Origin of the sequence: Croceicoccus estronivorus (genome assembly GCF_001625325.1) — a bacterium.
Classification (GTDB): Bacteria; Pseudomonadota; Alphaproteobacteria; order Sphingomonadales; family Sphingomonadaceae; genus Caenibius; species Caenibius estronivorus.
Genome location: NZ_JRQQ01000010.1, coordinates 87879 through 104282, shown reverse-complemented (window position 1 = coordinate 104282; position 16404 = coordinate 87879). Strand labels below are relative to the sequence as shown.

The following is a 16404-nucleotide window of genomic DNA, read 5'->3' as shown; positions in this document are numbered from 1 at the left end:
CGGACGATAGGGCGTGCGGACTCTCGCGATAGATTGCGCGACTGAAAACTGTTCAGCTGCTCTGTTCGAAGGTGATGTGCTCGTGGGGAGCGAATGCGCCATGCTCGGTCGTGGCCATGCCGAGCATCTGATCCCCATGATAGCCCGCCTGCCGCACCAGGGGCGAGCAGACCGGATAGCGGTCTCGCTCGGGCCCGGTAGCTTTACCGGTGTCAGAATTGGCCTTGCCGCCGCGCGCGCGTTGGCTCTGGCATGGGGGGCAGATGTGATCGGCTACCCCACATTGGCACTAATAGCCGCCATGGCGCGCAATGAGGCCGGGGACCAGCCCGTCACTGTCGTTATGACCGGCGGGCATGGCGAGTGGTTTCTGCAAAATTTCGACGCATTCGGTGAACCGGATGCACCTTTGGCTTCTCTACGCCCACAAGATGCCAGCAACACCGCGAACGCCACTCTTGTAGCCGGCAGCCAGGCAGAGGCCTTGTGCGCCTTGCGCAAAAAAGGCCATGCCCTGCCCCTTCTTCCGGATGCGCGGCAATTCCCGTTGCTCGCTGAAGGTGTTCTGGTGCCCGAACCCGCTCCCCTTTACGGTCGCCCGCCAGACGCCAAGATACCGGACTGATGCCGATGAGCCCTCCCGTCTTCCCTTCTGACGACATCGACCGAATCATGGACGTGATGGCTGTTGCATTCGATCCTGCCTTTGGCGAGGCTTGGACACGTCGGCAGGTATCGGATGCCTTGATGGTCGGAAATTGCCGCTACGGCTTGCTTGATGCCCGGGGAGCCCCTCCGGCAGAAGGCGTCTCCGCCGCGGGCTTTTTCATGGCGCGCGGCGTACTCGACGAAGCAGAATTGCTCCTCCTCGCGGTAAAGCCCGAAGCCCGTCGCCGCGGCATTGGCAATAACCTGCTGGAATTATTTCAGGAAGATTCCCATTTACACGGAGCGACACGCCTTCTCCTTGAAATGAGAGACGGCAATACAGCAGAAAATCTCTACCGCCAATTTGGCTTTACACCGATTGGCAGACGCCCACAGTACTACAGAGGTGCCAACGGCGCTCGCACAGATGCTCTGACTTTCGAAAAATTGCTGGCATGTGTGTAAGGATGATTTTTTGCTCCGTTCGTCGATATTAATAATACGTACACTTGAAAATTCTTAGGCACGCGTGCAAGGGCCCGCACCGAATCCATATAGTTTTGATAATTTCGAATATACGTGGTCGTTAAAAATAATGAGGAAAGACATGGAAAGCATTGAGAACGACATGAAGGAAACTCTTATTACGCTAACTTCCGACATCGTTGCAGCGCATGTTTCGAACAATAGCGTAACGGTTGAAGATGTTCCTTCACTGATCGCCAATGTCTACGGAGCCCTTTCAGAGCTCGGCAACACTGCCCCTGTAGTTGAAGAAAAACTTGAACCTGCCGTTTCTATTCGGTCTTCGGTAAAACCCGATCATGTCGTCTGCCTCGAATGCGGCAAGAAAATGAAAATGCTCAAGCGGCACCTGTCCACCGATCACGGGCTGACCACTGAAGAATATCGCGCCCGCTGGGGTCTCAGTTCCGATTACCCGCTGGTGGCACCCAATTATGCCGAAACCCGCCGCGAACTGGCGAAGAAAATTGGCCTGGGCCGTAAGCCTGGCCAGAAGCGTGGCCGCAAACCGCGCTCGACCGGGAAGTAAGTCCTCCCTCCGCTTGTGAGAAACGCCCTGCCCGGCTAAGGTAGCGGGGCGTTTCATTTTGCCCGAGGGGTTACCTTGCACCAGGCAATAGATATCGAACAACTCTGCCATGATCGCGGCTTGAGAATCACCGACCAAAGGCGCGTCATCGCTCGTGTCCTTTCGGAAAGTGAAGACCATCCCGACGTCGAAAAACTGCATGAGCGGGCTTCGGCCATCGACCCCGGCATTTCCATCGCCACGGTCTATCGCACAGTGCGGCTCTTTGAAGAGGCAGGCATTCTCGACCGGCATGATTTCGGAGACGGCCGCGCCCGTTACGAAGCCGTGCCAGAGGCTCACCATGACCATCTGATCGACGTTGAAACGGGACGGGTCGTCGAATTTGTCGACCCGGAACTGGAGGCGCTCCAGCGCCAGATTGCGGAGAAGCTGGGCTATCGCCTGGTCGATCACCGGATGGAACTTTACGGCGTCCGCCTCGACCGCGAGGATTGACGCTTACGTCCAGTACAGCACGGCCTTCAGGAACAATCAGCTTGCCCGGTCTGGCTTTGGTAGCCATTCGGATCACATCAATGCTGGTTCTCCTGCTGGCCTGCATACCGCTTTATTATCTGTGGCGACTTCTTCGCCGCCCTCGTTTCTGGCCTCGCATCTTCCTGGCCGGCGTGGGATGGATTGCAGGCCTTCGGGTCAAAAGAAGCGGCACTCCACGCAAACGCACACTCTTTCTTGCCAATCACCTGAGTTGGCTGGACATACCTGCCATTGCCTCAGTCAGCGGCAGCGCTTTCATCGCGCATGACGGACTGGCCCAAATCGCCGTTCTCAAACAGCTTTGCGCAATGAACGATACCGTCTTCGTGGCCCGCCACCGCCGAACCAGCGTTGCGGCTCAGGCGGAACAGGTCCGCCATGCCCTTGACGACACTGGGGCGCTCACACTGTTTCCCGAGGGAACGACCGGCAATGGACAATCTCTTCTGCCGTTTAAATCCGCCCTGCTGGCCGCAGTTGAACCTCTGCCCGCAGGCGTCTCGGTCCAGCCCGTATTCCTCGATTACGGAGCGGAAGCACAAGCGATAGCCTGGTATGGGGAAGAGAGCGGAATTGCCAATTTCATTCGCATCCTGGCGCGATGGCGCCCCATCAAGGTGGAGGTCCATTTCTTGACCCCGCTCGCAGACAATGCCCTGAACAGCCGCAAGGAGATGGCTGCTGAAGCCGGTGCAGCAATTGATCGAGAGATGGCGCGTGCGTGAGCCCCCTTCACGAAAGCCCGCTTTTCCCCTAAACGCGCGCGCCATGCCTAATCCCACCACCCCCAAGACGTACCGGGTCAAAAACTTCGGCTGCCAGATGAACGTCTATGATGGCGAGCGCATGGCCGAATTGCTGGCTGACAGGGGCATGACTGCCGCTGCCGAAGGGCAGGACGCCGATCTGGTGGTGCTCAATACCTGCCACATTCGCGAGAAAGCAGCGGAAAAGGTCTATTCCGATATCGGGCGCCTCACAAAGGTCGACGGTTCCAAGCCGCTTATCGCTGTTGCCGGATGCGTTGCACAGGCGGAAGGGGAAGAGATCATGGCTCGCGCCCCCGCCGTCTCCATGGTGGTCGGACCTCAGGCTTACCATCGCTTGCCAGTTCTGCTCGACAAGGCAGCGAAGGGTGAGCGTGCGACCGACACGGATATGCCCGCGAATGCGAAGTTCGATCAACTTCCCCAGCGCCGCCGGATCGGCCCGGCAGCCTTTTTGACCATACAGGAAGGCTGTGACAAATTCTGCACATATTGCGTTGTCCCATATACGCGCGGCGCAGAAATTTCTCGGCCCTTCAAGGATTTGGTTGCCGAGGCGGAAAGGCTGGTCGAAAACGGTGCGCGTGAAATCACACTGCTGGGACAAAATGTGAATGCGTGGTCGGGCGAAAATGCGGCGGGCCAAGCCGTCAGTTTCGATGGATTGATAAGATCCCTTGCCAAACTGCCTGATTTACAAAGGATTCGCTACACAACCAGTCACCCGATGGACGTGACCGACGGGCTGATTGCGGCGCATGGCGAAGAACCCAAATTGATGCCTTACCTGCATCTGCCGGTCCAAAGCGGATCAGACAGAGTGTTGAGGGCCATGAACCGCAGCCATACGGCGGACAGCTATCTTAAACTGCTCGAACGCTTCCGTGCAGCGCGGCCCGACATCGCCTTGTCAGGCGATTTCATCGTCGGCTTCCCGGGTGAAACGGAAGCCGAGTTTGAAGACACCCTCTCGCTGGTCGACGAAGTGCGTTACGCACAAGCCTACAGCTTCAAATATTCCGCTCGTCCGGGGACACCCGCTGCCGATATGGAAGATACGATTGCGGCAGAGGTGATGGACGAGCGGCTCCAGCGGCTGCAAGCTGCCATCAATCGCGATCAGCTGGCCTTCAACCAGGCCTCTGTGGGGAAAACCTGCGAAGTGCTGGTCGAACGCAAGGGCAAATACCCCGGCCAATGGCTGGGCAAATCGCCATGGCTGCAATCGGTGCATTTCACCGGCGATGCCGGTATCGGTGACCTGACGACAGTGGAACTGGCCGAGGCAGGCCCCAATTCATTGTCGGGTCGCCTGCTTGTTCCGGCCACCGTCTGAGCGGTTATCCACCGTACACTTTCATCTGCCAGCTTGCCCTTGGCCAAACGCGCATTATCTTCAGCCTGCACCAGTTGAAAGGAGCGCATGGGCCGTAAACCGCAACGCGCCGACTCCGATTCGGCGTTGATCCGCCCCGCTGATCGCGCCTCGCCACGGCGAGCGCGAGCTGAAGTGGAATTTGAAGAACAAACCGTGCTTGGCGCGTTGTTCGGTGAATTCGATGCCAACCTCGTACAGCTTGAGAACCGCCTGGGCGTTTATATCAGCGCCCGCGGCAATCGTGTGTTGATCGAAGGTTCCGAAGATTCGGTGGCTCGTACCCGCGATGTCCTCAAAGGCATGCATCGGCGCCTGCTTGAAGGGCAGGAACTCGATGCCGGGGCCGTCGAATCACTCATAGCGATGTCCAGCGAGCCGACATTGGACGGTATCATTTCAGGCAAGGACCCTCTGGGCGGCGGGATCATGATCCGCACGCGACGCAAGACGATCGTTCCGCGCTCCGCCACACAAATCGAGTATATGAAGGCACTGGCCCGGGACGACATGATCTTCGCCTTGGGGCCGGCGGGTACCGGCAAGACGTACCTGGCAGTTGCCCAGGCGGTCAGCCAGCTCATCACCGGCAGTGTCCAACGTCTGATTCTTTCACGGCCAGCAGTCGAGGCCGGCGAGAGACTGGGCTTTCTGCCAGGCGACATGAAGGACAAGGTCGACCCTTACCTGCGCCCCCTTTACGATGCGCTGTATGATTGCATGCCGCCGGAACAGGTTGAGCGGCGATTGGCGAGCGGCGAAATTGAAATCGCCCCGATCGCCTTCATGCGCGGGCGCACCCTCGCTGATGCTTTCGTCATTCTGGACGAGGCACAGAATACCACACGCGAACAAATGAAAATGTTCCTCACCCGCTTCGGCATGAACAGCCGGATGGTCATCTGCGGCGACCCCAAGCAAGTGGACATTCCAGGCGGTGTGTCGCTGAGCGGCCTTCAGGACGCAGTTGGACGGCTCGAAGGAGTCGATGGAATTGCCATCACTCGCTTTACTGCCGCGGATGTCGTGCGTCACCCGATCGTGGGGCGGATTGTCGAAGCATATGAAGGCAAGGACGCCTGAATAGTATAGAGGCGTCCCTGTATTCACGGGACTGGCGGAACATCAGTTGGACCTGGAAATCGACATTGAAGAGCCGTGGCCTGACACGGTGGACTGGAATGGCCTGGCGATGGATGCGGCCGATGCCGTCGCGCAGGTTGCACCCGAGCTTTCTCATCCGCTTCTGGTAACCAGCCTGCTGTTTACCTCGGACGCCGAAGTCCGAACGCTCAACCGTGAATGGCGCAACAAGGATAAACCCACCAACGTCCTGTCATTTCCCATGCTGGAGCGTGAGGAATTGCTTGCCCTGTCCGGCACGGATGCAATCGGCGGCCCACCCGAACTGCTCGGCGATATCGCTCTTGCTTATGAAACCTGCATCCGCGAAGCTGTCGAGAAAGCTATCGAGGTGAAGGCGCATACCACACATTTGATCACTCACGCACTGCTCCATCTGGCAGGCTACGATCACGAGACCTCACCGGAAGATGCGCGTGCGATGGAAGAATTGGAAATAAAGGCGCTTGCGATTCTTGGAATTGCAGACCCATATGGCGACCACCACACTATTGAGGGGAATTGAAAGTGGCCATGCCCGAAAGCAGGCAAGGCGATAGCACGGGAGACGCGGACAGTAGGCACAGCCTGTGGCGCGTCATCCGGCGTTTCTTCGAAGGCGAAGGCGGCGACCAGTCGTTGCGCGCGCAGATCGAAGAAGCGATCGACGAACATGAGGAAGAGCATAGCGAGACATCTGCGGCAGGGAGGAACGGCGACCTTTCCCCCGTAGAATTGCAGATGCTACGCAACCTGCTCCATTTCAGCGAACACGACGCCGATGACGTGGCCATACCGCGTGGCGAGATCATTGCCGTGTCCGCCGATGCATCCTGGGACGATCTGGTCGCCAGTTTTGCGGAACACGGCCACTCCCGCATGCCCGTTTATCGCGACACGCTCGATTCGGTAATCGGCATGATCCATGTGAAGGACATCTTCACCTATCTTGCCAAGGGCACGCCACCACCGTCCGACTGGACGATCCTGATGCGCCAGCCACTCTATGTCCCGCAGTCCCGTGGGGCACTGGATGTGCTGGCCGACATGCGCAGCCGCCGCATTCACCTTGCGGTCGTCGTCGATGAATACTCGGGCGTCGATGGCATCATCACGATCGAGGATCTGGTGGAAGAGATCGTCGGGGATATCGAAGACGAACACGATGATGCCCCCCAGGAACTCATTGTCTCCATTGGGAATGGGATGTGGGATGCCGATGCCAGGGCCGAGTTGGATGACATATCGAAAAAGGTCGATCCGCGACTTGCCGAAGTGGACGAAGCTGTAGATACTCTTGGCGGCCTGACATTTGTACTGGCCGGGCAGGTACCGCCTGTGGGTGCAGTGCTGGAACATGATAGCGGATGGCGCATTGAGGTGACCGACGGTGACGAACGTCATGTCACACGGTTGCGGCTTCATCCGCCGGTAACGGACGATAACAGCGAAAGCATAGATTAGGAATCGGATCGACAGTGCCAACGCGACGCTTACCGCCGCTGCGCTCGCTCGAAGCCTTCGTGCGCATTGTCCGCCTGGGTTCCGCCCGCGCGGCGGCGGAAGAGCTCGCCCTGTCGCCATCGGCCCTGTCCCGCCGGGTTGCCAATCTGGAAGAATTCACGGGCAAAAAGCTGTTCACCCGCGCACGCCAATCAATGCAACTGACCGATGAAGGTCGCGCATTCTACGATGCTGTCTCGCCGCACCTCGAAGCGCTCGCCGCTGCGGTGGAAGATCAGTCAGAGAATCTGACTCTCTGGCGGCTTCATCTGGGAATGCTGCCCCTTTTCGGCAGCCAGCGCCTGTTTCCTCGCCTGCCGGAATTGCGCAAGCTACATCCCCGCCTGCACATTGATATGGACACCAGCCCGCATCTCGAGGCGCGCGTGGGTGATACTCTGGATTGCGCTATTCTTCTCGTAAAACAGCCAGATCCATCGCTCCATGCCTTTCGGCTGGATCACAATCAGGTCTATGCTATTTGCGCACAGGATCTTGCCGATGAAATCGGCGAGACGCCCAGTGCGGAAGTTCTCTCGCACCAGACATTTCTCGTCCATCAGGAAATGCCGGATAGTCTGGGTGCCTGGAAAGAAGCCGTAGGATTGCCGGACCTCGATCCCGTAGCAATCGACCATTTCGATTCTGGACAGCTGCTGCTGGAAGCAGCGGCACAAGGTCTGGGTATCGCCATCATGCATGACGATCACTTCCGCCGCGCAGCGGACAAGCGTCTGGCACGCCTGTTCCCTGGGCAGGAAGTCGAAAGCCCCTACAGCTATTGGTTCGTCTGTCGCCCCAAAGCTCTGGAACAACGCCCGGTTCGCATCTTTTATGAGTGGCTGGTGCATGCCGGTCTTTGATTCGATTTTGTCACACCAAGGTCATATTGTGCGCAAAGAAGCCCGGCCGTTTTGAACTGAATAGCGGGGCAGCAATGCCTGTCACCGCAAGAAACGGATTCTCCGCACATGACCAAGGCCTTTGCTTATCGGAGAAAGGACCTCCTTATTTTGAGCTTGCTGGCAGGTCTCTCAATGCTCTGCCTGCCAGTGACGGGTTCCGCTCAAGCACCACCGCCATCCATGGACATCCAGACATTCACCGGGACCTGCGACGGTTCTGCGGCAGCGGCGCTTTCACCCGATCTCCTCATTACCGCGAATGACGAGGATAACATTCTGCGTGTCTATTCACCTGCCGGTCTGGGAACTGGAATTAGGCCGCAAACTCGGCCTTGAGCACGATCAGGAGGCAGACCTTGAAGCAGCGGCCCGGATCGGTGACACAATTTACTGGATATCCTCTCACGGCCGCAACGCGAACGGCAAGGTCAGGGAAGCGCGCCACCTCCTTTTTGCCACGCAATGGGATGACAGACATCTCACGATGGCCGGGAAGCCCTACAAGCGTTTGTTGTCCGATTTGCTCGCCGATCCGCGCATAGCCTCTCTGGGTTTGTCAGAGGCGGAAAAGCGGCAATTGCCACCCAAAGCAGGCGGCATCAATATCGAGGGCCTCGCCTCAACACCAGATGGCGGATTGCTCATTGGCTTGCGCAGCCCGCTTGCCGAGGGAAAGGCAATCGTTGCGAATTTGGGAAACCCACAAGCCGTTCTAGCCAGAGCAGAAAGGCCACGCTTCTCAGCCCCCTTCCTTCTCGACCTCGGTGGCAGAGGTATCCGCAGCATCGAGGCTGATCCAGCAGGCGGTTACATCGTTGTTGCCGGCCCGGTCGATACAGGGCGCAATTTCGCACTTTATCACTGGGATGGGCAAAGCCCCGCGCAACCTGCGGCGGATCAAGCAGGCTGGCAGGACTTCGTTCCGGAAAGTGCCGTATTTCTGACCAGTGATACGCTTATGGTCATGAGCGATGATGGCACTGACAGATGCAAAACGGCCGCGAACACCTCAGCCAAGGTATTTCGCGGCCGCATTTTGAAAACCGAACACTAGGCCGCGATCAAGTCAGAAGACTGCGGCCCCGCGAATTCAGGAAACGGTAGCCTTGACGATCTTGCCCGGATTCGCAGGCGGCTCACCCTTCGGCAAGGCGTCGATGTGTTCCATTCCACTCTCGACCTCGCCCCACACCGTATACTGCTTGTTGAGGAAGCTGGCATCGTCAAAGCAGATGAAAAACTGGCTGTTTGCGCTATGCGGATAAGATGTGCGTGCCATTGAGCACGTTCCACGCACGTGCGGCGCATCGTTGAATTCAGCCTGCAGGTCCGGCTTGGACGAGCCACCCATCCCGGTGCCGTTGGGGCAACCGCCCTGCGCCATGAAACCGGGGATCACACGGTGGAAGGTGACGCCATCGTAGAAACCTTCGTTGGCAAGTTCGGTAATCCGCGCGACATGGCCCGGCGCAAGATCGGGGCGCAACTTGATTACAACATCGCCCCCCTCTCCGTTATTGGTATCGAGCGTGAGGGTAAGCTTTTGATCGGACATCGGGTATCTCCTGAAGTTTGCGCACCGATATAGGCAAGCGAACGACAAAGTCACTCCCCACGCAATTTCGCATCGCATTTGGGACAACGGGGAATGTTCGCATCGCCGTGCCCTGATATTGGGTTGCTTTTGCGCTGCACAAACCTACACCCCGCTGCATGGCAGCAGACGATTTCGACGATACTGTTCTGGACGAGTCCCTCCCCCGGGACGACTCTTCGGTCGATACGACCCGCGAGGATCGCCTCGACGACGAAGACCGGCTGAAACACGATTTCGTCGAGCAAGTCCGCGAAGCTCTGGATGAAGGCGACGCTGACGAGACTTATAGCCTCGTCGAGCCATTGCACCCCGCAGACATCGCCGATCTTTTCGAATTGCTTCAGCCGGAGCAGCGGCGCCAGCTCGCACGGTCGATCACCGACCTGATGACCGCCGAGGTGATCAGTGAACTGAACGACTATGTGCGGGAAGAACTGGTCGAATCGCTCACTCCGGACGCAGTGGCCGAAATTGCCGATCAGCTGGAAACCGACGATGCCGTCCAGCTGATCGAGGATCTCGAACCGGAAGACCAGCAGGCGATTCTCGCCAAGATGGAGCCGGAAGGCCGGGCCGCGATCGAATCCGCGCTGGCTTATCCGGAAGAAACCGCTGGCCGCCTGATGCAGCGCGATCTGGTCGCGGTGCCCGAACATCTCACAGTCGGCGATCTGATCGACTACCTGCGCGACAATGGCGACCTGACGACCGAATTCTGGGAAGCGTTCATTGTCGATCCACAGCATCGTCCGGTCGGCACATGCCAGCTGAGCTGGATATTGCGGACACCCCGCCATATCCCACTGACCGATGTGATGCAGCGCGATCAAACTCTGATCCCGGTAAGCATGGATCAGGAAGAGGTTGCGCTGCGCTTTCAGAAGTACGCGCTAATCTCGGCAGCGGTTGTGGACGATGGCGGCCGCCTCGTCGGCCAGATCACGGTCGATGACGTCGTGCATATCATTCAGGAAGAAGCCAGCGAAGACATCATGCGCCTGTCTGGCGCAGGCGATGGCGACATCAACGAACCCATCGTCCTCACTGTCCGTTCACGCCTGTCATGGCTGGTGGTCAATCTCGGCACAGCAATCGTGGCGTCGTCCGTCGTCGGGCTATTTCAGGGCGCGATCACGAAATTTGCGTTGCTCGCCGTACTCATGCCGATTGTTTCCGGGATGGGCGGCAATGCCGGAACACAAACGCTGGCCGTGGTCGTACGCGCACTTGCCACCAACCAGCTCACCAGTTCGAATACCGTCAGGATGATCGGGCGCGAGTTGCGGATTGCGCTTGCCAATGGCGCAGCCCTCGGCCTGCTGATCGGCAGCGGCACCGCCCTGCTGTTCCAATACCCCCTCCTCGGCGCGGTGATTGGCGCCGCGATGATAATCAACAACCTGACCGCAGGGCTGGCAGGGATCATGGTACCTGTCACACTGGAGCGCCTGAAGATCGACCCCGCCGTCTCATCTGCCGTTTTTGTGACTACGGCAACCGACGTTATGGGCTTCTTCTCGTTCCTCGGGCTGGCCGTGGTCGTCGGGCTGGCCTAGACGCCCTATCGTTCAAGCCTTGCGTGCTGCCACAGTCTGCCTAATTTGCCATTTATGGCCCTGCACATGACCAAGATCGCCTTTGGGGCAAAAAGCGTGGACGATCTGCGCGGATGGCTGGAGCGTCTCCCTGATGCCTTTGCCACGACACGCTACTTGCCCAAGCGGCATGAAGAGATGCTTGGCGGCTCACTCTACTGGATTTTCGACCACACGCTGGTCGGGCGCAGCCCAATTCGCGGCTTTACGCAACGTGATGATGGCCGTTGGAACATCATGCTGGAACCGCGCCTCATTCCCGTCGAACCCAGAGCCAAGCGCGCGCATCAGGGTTGGCGCTATCTCAAGCCGGAAGATGCCCCACCCGATCTCGGTTCCGGCGAGATACAGGGCGATGTTCTGCCCAGCCATCTGGTAAAGGAATTGGCCAAACTCGGACTGGTCTAGCCCCCTGCGTGCTATGCCAGTTGCCCAGCCAATTTGGTGGCCACATGCCGCATGATCTTGCCATTTTCATTCCGCGGCAGCGCACTTGCAGAAAAGATATGCCGAGGCACCATTGTCGGCCGGGTACGTGGATCGCCGTGAAAAGCGGCGACAATATTCTGCTTGATAACTTCGATATCGAAGCCGTCCTCCCGCACGATCATCGCCGACAGCCGGCCAATCCCCATTTCACCGGGCAGAATAAAGCAGGCAGCGTCTTTCACTCCTTCCGCCGAAACCATAATTTCGTCGATGATCAATGCGTTGACTTTAACTCCGCCGATATTGAGATGATCGGCTTCACGCCCCACGATCTGCAAACGGCCATCCGGTAACAGCCGCCCATGGTCACCAGGGTAGAACCAGCCGTCACGAAAACTCTCTGCATCGTGAACATCCGATTTCCCCAGATACCCATGGCACATCGTACCACTGCGCAGGCGGACGGCACCCACATCTGTGACGGGCCTTGGATCGTCATTCCCATCGACAACCTGAACCTCACAGCCTGACCACGGCGTACCCACTACTCCCGGCTGGTAGCCCTGCTCTACGAGCATCTCACAGATCGCACCAACCTCCGAAGCTCCATAACCAACATAAACTTCGCGGAAGTGTTTGCTCATCGCCAACGCAAGAGGCGCGGACAAAAAACCACCGCCACAAGTTGCCCTGGGCAATGGTTCGCTCATCAGAGGTCTGCATTGCCGGATAAAGGATGCAATCTGCGCTGGAGATCCCGCCAAAGTCTCGGGACGGTAATGTAGTATTCGTTCAGCGTCCGCGCCAAAGGCATCGAAATAGCTTCCCCCACCCGCGATGCCGACCATGAGCCTGATCAGTCCCCCAAGGGAAGCCGTAGGAAACAAAGAGGCGCTACGGACGATTTCCGGGTGAGCGGCCGGAGCTTTCGTGCAGTATATCGCGAGAGCCCTGAACCCGACCGGCACGGCCTTCGGAATTCCTGTGGTGCCCGATGAAGGAATAATCGGTCCGACATCTTCGCCCGATGACGGGCCCGGGCAGCGTGTAATGACATCTGCTGCGTTACTGACGCGTCGAGTAACCCCAAACTCCAGCGTTGCCATGGCTTGTGCACCATGCAGCGAAAGCTGCGGTGAAACGGGATCTTTTATGAAATGGGTTGCAACCAGATCTTCGTAATCGAACGCGGGCTTGGCCTGCATATATGAAAAACCAAGAAAATAAGCGGCAATCGGCAGCGCAGCGCCAAGCGCCCGCGCCTCTGGAAAATGATATACCAACCGACTGGCCGGACCTACACCAGCATCCTGCAAACCGACTACAAGACTGGCCACCAGCTCCCGAAATTCCGCACGGGTATAGGTTTCACCCGGAGTATGGAGGATGATCGCACTGTCATCACCGTCGAGAAGGCCCGATCTGAGGTTCGCTACAAATTCGGCCAGAATGTCAGCCATGTGCCAAAACCTCCTGCTTGCAGATCATGGACCGGTCTAATGCCTGAAATAGAGAAGCTGACAGAAACGGCTGGCAAGGCAAGTCTCAGTTGTCGCGCCTCAACCACCATTTCAGAAGATGATGGGCAATCGCAACCGGCGGAGGTGGGACGAACGGGGCACCTTCTAGCGATTGTTCAGCCTGCCCCGCCACGGCACGAGCGACTTCCTCATGCGTGAACCAGCGCGCATCCTCCAGTTCGGTGCGATCCACGATCAATCTGTCATCTTCTGCCCGTGCATAGCAGCCGATCATGAGCTGTGACGGGAATGGCCAGGGCTGGCTCATCACATAATCGACGTTGTTTACACGCACGCCTGCTTCTTCCATGACTTCGCGCGCGACAGCCTCCTCCACCGTCTCACCGGGCTCAACAAAGCCTGCAAGCGCAGAATAGAACCCTTCCGGGAAACGCGGCTGACGCCCCAGCAGCAGGCGCCCACGATGTTCGACCACCATGATGGTCACCGGATCGACCCGCGGGAAATGCTGCGCCTTGCACGAGGAACAATCACGCTGCCAACCGCCCTTGGCCGGAACAGTCGAGCCTCCACACTGCGCGCAGAAACGATGCCGGGCATGCCAATCGACAACACTGCGGGCCATTCCGTAAAGTGCGAGATCGATGGATGGCATCCCGCCCATGACGCGGCGGATCGACGAACCCATATTGAGCGGGCCGCCCTCCCCCGCGGAGGGAACCGCCGCAAAACAGACCCGGCCATCCATGAGACCCAGAAAAACGAGCTCCGCCCCCGTTGGCGCGTCGGACAATGAACCCCACTGAAGACGATTGTCATCGTCCATCACCGGATCGAGCCCTTCGAGCAGCAGCAGCAATGCGCGTTCGTCCTTGAGCGCCTCCAGCGCTTCGGGATCGTTGCGGATATGGTCAGCACGATCGAGCGGTTGCCCGACAAAACCAATCAGTGCGTCCATCATGCGTTCACCCCAAGGGCCGCCAATGCATCCTTCATCGCCACTTCGGGAAACTCCTTCTGGATCGGATATGCCGAGGCCGGCATGTATTGCGTGTAATAGCCGCCACGCCAACCGCGTTTTAGATCAGCGAAAGCAATAGTTCCCGCCGCACCGGCCCAGCCGAACGTCCCGGCCTCTCGTCCCAGCCCGACGCGACCGCCTGCTCCGAAGCCCCCTCCGGTCGCAAACGTGCCCACCGTGCTGATCCCATCTGGCAGAAGATTGCTGGTGCCGATCCTTACGGCGCTCTCCGCCATTACACGCCTGCCTTCGAATTTCCCGAAACCAAGCAACATACGAAGGAAACGATCATAGTCGCGTGGGCTGCTGACCAGTCCGGACCCGCCGAACGGAAACGCCGGTTCGTTCAGAAAAACCGACGCTCCTGCCGGATCAAGAGGCAGCAGCACACCGCCGAGCACGCCGTAATTGGTCGTCAATCGGCCGACTTCAGTCTGCGGGACCCGAAAAAACGTGCTGGTCATGCCCAGCGGATCGAACAGGCGTTGCTGGAGAAATGCATCGAATGATTGCCCCGATACCACCTCGATTACCCGCCCGATCAGATCCAGCCCAACCGAATAGCTCCATTTCGTACCCGGCTGATAGACCAGCGGCATCGTTGCCAGCCGATCGGCAAACTGGGCCAAGGTCAGCATCGTGTTGCCGGCACCGAACATTTCGGCGAGCGGCAAACGGCTGATCCGCCCCGGAACAAGCCCGGCTTGCACATACGCCGCCTTGATCGGCCCTTGCTGCACAATCGAATAACCGAGGCCCGAGGTGTGGGTGAGCAGGTGTCGTATGGTGATAGGCCGTTCTGCGGGCACCAGATCGCTTACCGAACCGTCAGCGACACGTTGAACCTGCATATGCGCATATTTCGGCAGAATTTCCGCCAGCGGTTGATCGAGTTCCAGCAGCCCCTCGTCGATCAGCATCATGGCCGCCATGCCGGTGATCGGTTTGGTCATGGAATAGATGCGAAAGAGGCTGTCTCCGTCGATCACACCGCCCTGGAGCGTCCGCCTGCCTCGGGCAATGACGTCCAATGTTTCCTGCCCCACACCCATGGCGGCAACGGCACCGGCCACCTTGCCGGTGCGAACGTAATTATCGGCATAACGGGTTACACCAGGCCATGATGCCACTTCCGCGAGCGCGAATTGCGGAACCAGAGCCAGCGAGGCACCAAGCATCACGCCCTGCCCGAGGAGAGCACGACGGGACAGAGCCGGACCGGTCTTGCCCATTCCCGTTCCTGCCCCGCTTTCAAAGTCTGGCATTACATCGCGCATGAAACCGGCTCCCATTTGAACGTCCGCTCATACCAGTTGGGCGAGCGCCAGCCGCGCAGCTTTGGCAAACACGGTTGGCAACCCGGCATCATCCAGCCGGTCAAGCGGCCACCATTCTCCATCCGCATCATCCAAGGCCGACAACGGGGTCTGGCCATCGTACAATGCGACCGAGAGATGGAGCGAAAAGTGTGTGAAGCCATGCTGAACCACCCCTCCCGAACGCCACGCGCCAGCTATGGGGGCCGTCCCATGCCCATTCTTCCGTGCGGACCACGAGTCGTCGGGCAGCGAACGCATACCACCCAGCATTCCCTTCCCCGGACGGCGGACCAACCACACTTCTCTGCCTTGCACGATCCAGTAGGCCGTTCCATGCCGTTCAGGGCGTGCCTTTTTCGGTGCCTTGACCGGGAAACTCGCCGGGTCACCTCCCGCCCTTGCCGCACAATTGCCTGTTAACGGGCAAAGCAGACATTTGGGATCGCGTGAGGTGCAGATCGTCGCCCCCAGATCCATCATGGCCTGTGCGAAATCGCCTGACCGCGTGTCAGGCGTAATCTGGTCTGCACATTCACGAATCCGCTTGCGTGCAGCAGGAAGCGGCTCCGCTATTGCGAATAGGCGCGCCACCACGCGCTCCACGTTGGCGTCAACCACGACCGCGCGTTGCCCGAATGCAATCGCAGCGACCGCAGCCGCGGTATATGCGCCCAGGCCCGGCAGTTGCAGGAGCTCCGCTTCCGTTTCCGGAAAGCCTCCCTTTGCTGCAACCTCGCGGGCGCAAGCCACGAGATTGCGTGCCCGGCTGTAGTATCCAAGCCCCGCCCATGCGGCCATGACGTCTTCTTCCGGTGCAGAAGCCAAAGCCTCCACATCCGGCCAACGCCGGATGAAAGTTTCGAAATAGGGGATAACCGCCGCGACAGTAGTTTGCTGCAGCATCACTTCGGAAAGCCACACCCGATAGGGCCAGTTCCTGTCGAATGGCCGCTGCACGCCCGGCGGGCTGCGCCAGGGCAATGTACGCGCATGGGTGTCATACCAGTCGAGCAGTTTGGTCGAAGCACTATCCTCCATCCATCGGCTA

Annotated in this window: 18 protein-coding genes; 13 read left to right on the top strand and 5 right to left on the bottom strand. The window is 58.7% G+C overall.

The window, feature by feature from the left end; translation table 11 throughout:
* The first annotated feature begins 13 nt into the window (after nucleotides 1-13).
* From tsaB to MB02_RS15140, 11 genes are all read left to right on the top strand, one after another.
* Nucleotides 14-625 carry a tRNA (adenosine(37)-N6)-threonylcarbamoyltransferase complex dimerization subunit type 1 TsaB gene (tsaB, locus tag MB02_RS15190; protein ID WP_067539577.1) on the top strand — a complete coding sequence of 204 codons (612 nt, stop codon included), beginning with the start codon at nucleotides 14-16 and terminating at the stop codon, nucleotides 623-625.
* On the top strand, nucleotides 625-1113 hold the full coding sequence (locus MB02_RS15185) for an N-acetyltransferase (RefSeq protein WP_328585427.1): 489 nt from the start codon (nucleotides 625-627) through the stop codon (nucleotides 1111-1113). The genes tsaB and MB02_RS15185 overlap by 1 nt, the downstream gene beginning before the upstream one ends.
* A 142-nt stretch (nucleotides 1114-1255) precedes the next feature.
* Nucleotides 1256-1702 carry a MucR family transcriptional regulator gene (locus MB02_RS15180; RefSeq protein ID WP_067539835.1) on the top strand — a complete coding sequence of 149 codons (447 nt, stop codon included), beginning with the start codon at nucleotides 1256-1258 and terminating at the stop codon, nucleotides 1700-1702.
* A gap of 75 nt (nucleotides 1703-1777) precedes the next feature.
* A complete protein-coding gene (locus MB02_RS15175) occupies nucleotides 1778-2200 on the top strand; it encodes a Fur family transcriptional regulator (RefSeq protein WP_067539574.1) in 423 nt (140 codons plus the stop codon).
* Nucleotides 2201-2241: 41 nt separating this feature from the next.
* Nucleotides 2242-2967 carry a lysophospholipid acyltransferase family protein gene (locus MB02_RS15170; protein ID WP_235829542.1) on the top strand — a complete coding sequence of 242 codons (726 nt, stop codon included), beginning with the start codon at nucleotides 2242-2244 and terminating at the stop codon, nucleotides 2965-2967.
* 43 nt (nucleotides 2968-3010) lie between these two features.
* Nucleotides 3011-4345, top strand: a complete 1335-nt coding sequence (gene miaB / locus MB02_RS15165; protein WP_067539568.1) for a tRNA (N6-isopentenyl adenosine(37)-C2)-methylthiotransferase MiaB — start codon at nucleotides 3011-3013, stop codon at nucleotides 4343-4345.
* Nucleotides 4346-4432: 87 nt separating this feature from the next.
* Nucleotides 4433-5467, top strand: coding sequence for a PhoH family protein (locus MB02_RS15160; RefSeq protein ID WP_067539565.1), 1035 nt, complete (start codon nucleotides 4433-4435; stop codon nucleotides 5465-5467).
* A 46-nt stretch (nucleotides 5468-5513) separates the two neighbouring features.
* A complete protein-coding gene (gene ybeY / locus MB02_RS15155) occupies nucleotides 5514-6032 on the top strand; it encodes an rRNA maturation RNase YbeY (RefSeq protein WP_067539562.1) in 519 nt (172 codons plus the stop codon).
* A gap of 8 nt (nucleotides 6033-6040) precedes the next feature.
* A complete protein-coding gene (locus tag MB02_RS15150; RefSeq protein WP_067539832.1) occupies nucleotides 6041-6970 on the top strand; it encodes a hemolysin family protein in 930 nt (309 codons plus the stop codon).
* A 14-nt stretch (nucleotides 6971-6984) separates the two neighbouring features.
* Entirely contained in the window at nucleotides 6985-7872 is an 888-nt protein-coding gene (locus MB02_RS15145) for a LysR substrate-binding domain-containing protein (protein WP_082826240.1), read from the top strand.
* Between the two features lie 322 nt (nucleotides 7873-8194).
* Nucleotides 8195-8968 carry a DUF3616 domain-containing protein gene (locus MB02_RS15140; RefSeq protein ID WP_170304754.1) on the top strand — a complete coding sequence of 258 codons (774 nt, stop codon included), beginning with the start codon at nucleotides 8195-8197 and terminating at the stop codon, nucleotides 8966-8968.
* Between the two features lie 36 nt (nucleotides 8969-9004).
* Here MB02_RS15140 and MB02_RS15135 read toward each other — a convergent pair whose 3' ends face one another.
* A complete protein-coding gene (locus tag MB02_RS15135) occupies nucleotides 9005-9469 on the bottom strand; it encodes a peptidylprolyl isomerase (protein ID WP_067539555.1) in 465 nt (154 codons plus the stop codon).
* A 158-nt stretch (nucleotides 9470-9627) separates the two neighbouring features.
* Between MB02_RS15135 and mgtE the strand changes: the two genes are divergently transcribed.
* The gene (mgtE, locus tag MB02_RS15130) at nucleotides 9628-11067 is read left to right on the top strand and encodes a magnesium transporter (protein WP_067539552.1); all 1440 of its coding nucleotides are present in this window, start codon (nucleotides 9628-9630) and stop codon (nucleotides 11065-11067) included.
* Between the two features lie 54 nt (nucleotides 11068-11121).
* Entirely contained in the window at nucleotides 11122-11514 is a 393-nt protein-coding gene (locus MB02_RS15125; RefSeq protein WP_067539549.1) for a DUF1489 family protein, read from the top strand.
* Between the two features lie 11 nt (nucleotides 11515-11525).
* Here the strand turns inward: MB02_RS15125 and MB02_RS15120 are convergent, their stop codons facing one another.
* The 4 genes from MB02_RS15120 to mutY form a co-directional block, all read right to left on the bottom strand.
* Nucleotides 11526-12995 carry a class I adenylate-forming enzyme family protein gene (locus MB02_RS15120; protein ID WP_067539546.1) on the bottom strand — a complete coding sequence of 490 codons (1470 nt, stop codon included), beginning with the start codon at nucleotides 12993-12995 and terminating at the stop codon, nucleotides 11526-11528.
* An 85-nt stretch (nucleotides 12996-13080) separates the two neighbouring features.
* On the bottom strand, nucleotides 13081-13977 hold the full coding sequence (nudC, locus tag MB02_RS15115) for an NAD(+) diphosphatase (RefSeq protein WP_067539543.1): 897 nt from the start codon (nucleotides 13975-13977) through the stop codon (nucleotides 13081-13083).
* Complete coding sequence (locus MB02_RS15110) at nucleotides 13974-15314, bottom strand: serine hydrolase domain-containing protein (RefSeq protein WP_235829541.1); 1341 nt, start codon at nucleotides 15312-15314, stop codon at nucleotides 13974-13976. Before MB02_RS15110 ends, nudC begins: the two co-directional genes overlap by 4 nt.
* A gap of 27 nt (nucleotides 15315-15341) precedes the next feature.
* Entirely contained in the window at nucleotides 15342-16394 is a 1053-nt protein-coding gene (mutY, locus tag MB02_RS15105; protein WP_067539540.1) for an A/G-specific adenine glycosylase, read from the bottom strand.
* Between the last annotated feature and the right edge of the window lie 10 nt (nucleotides 16395-16404).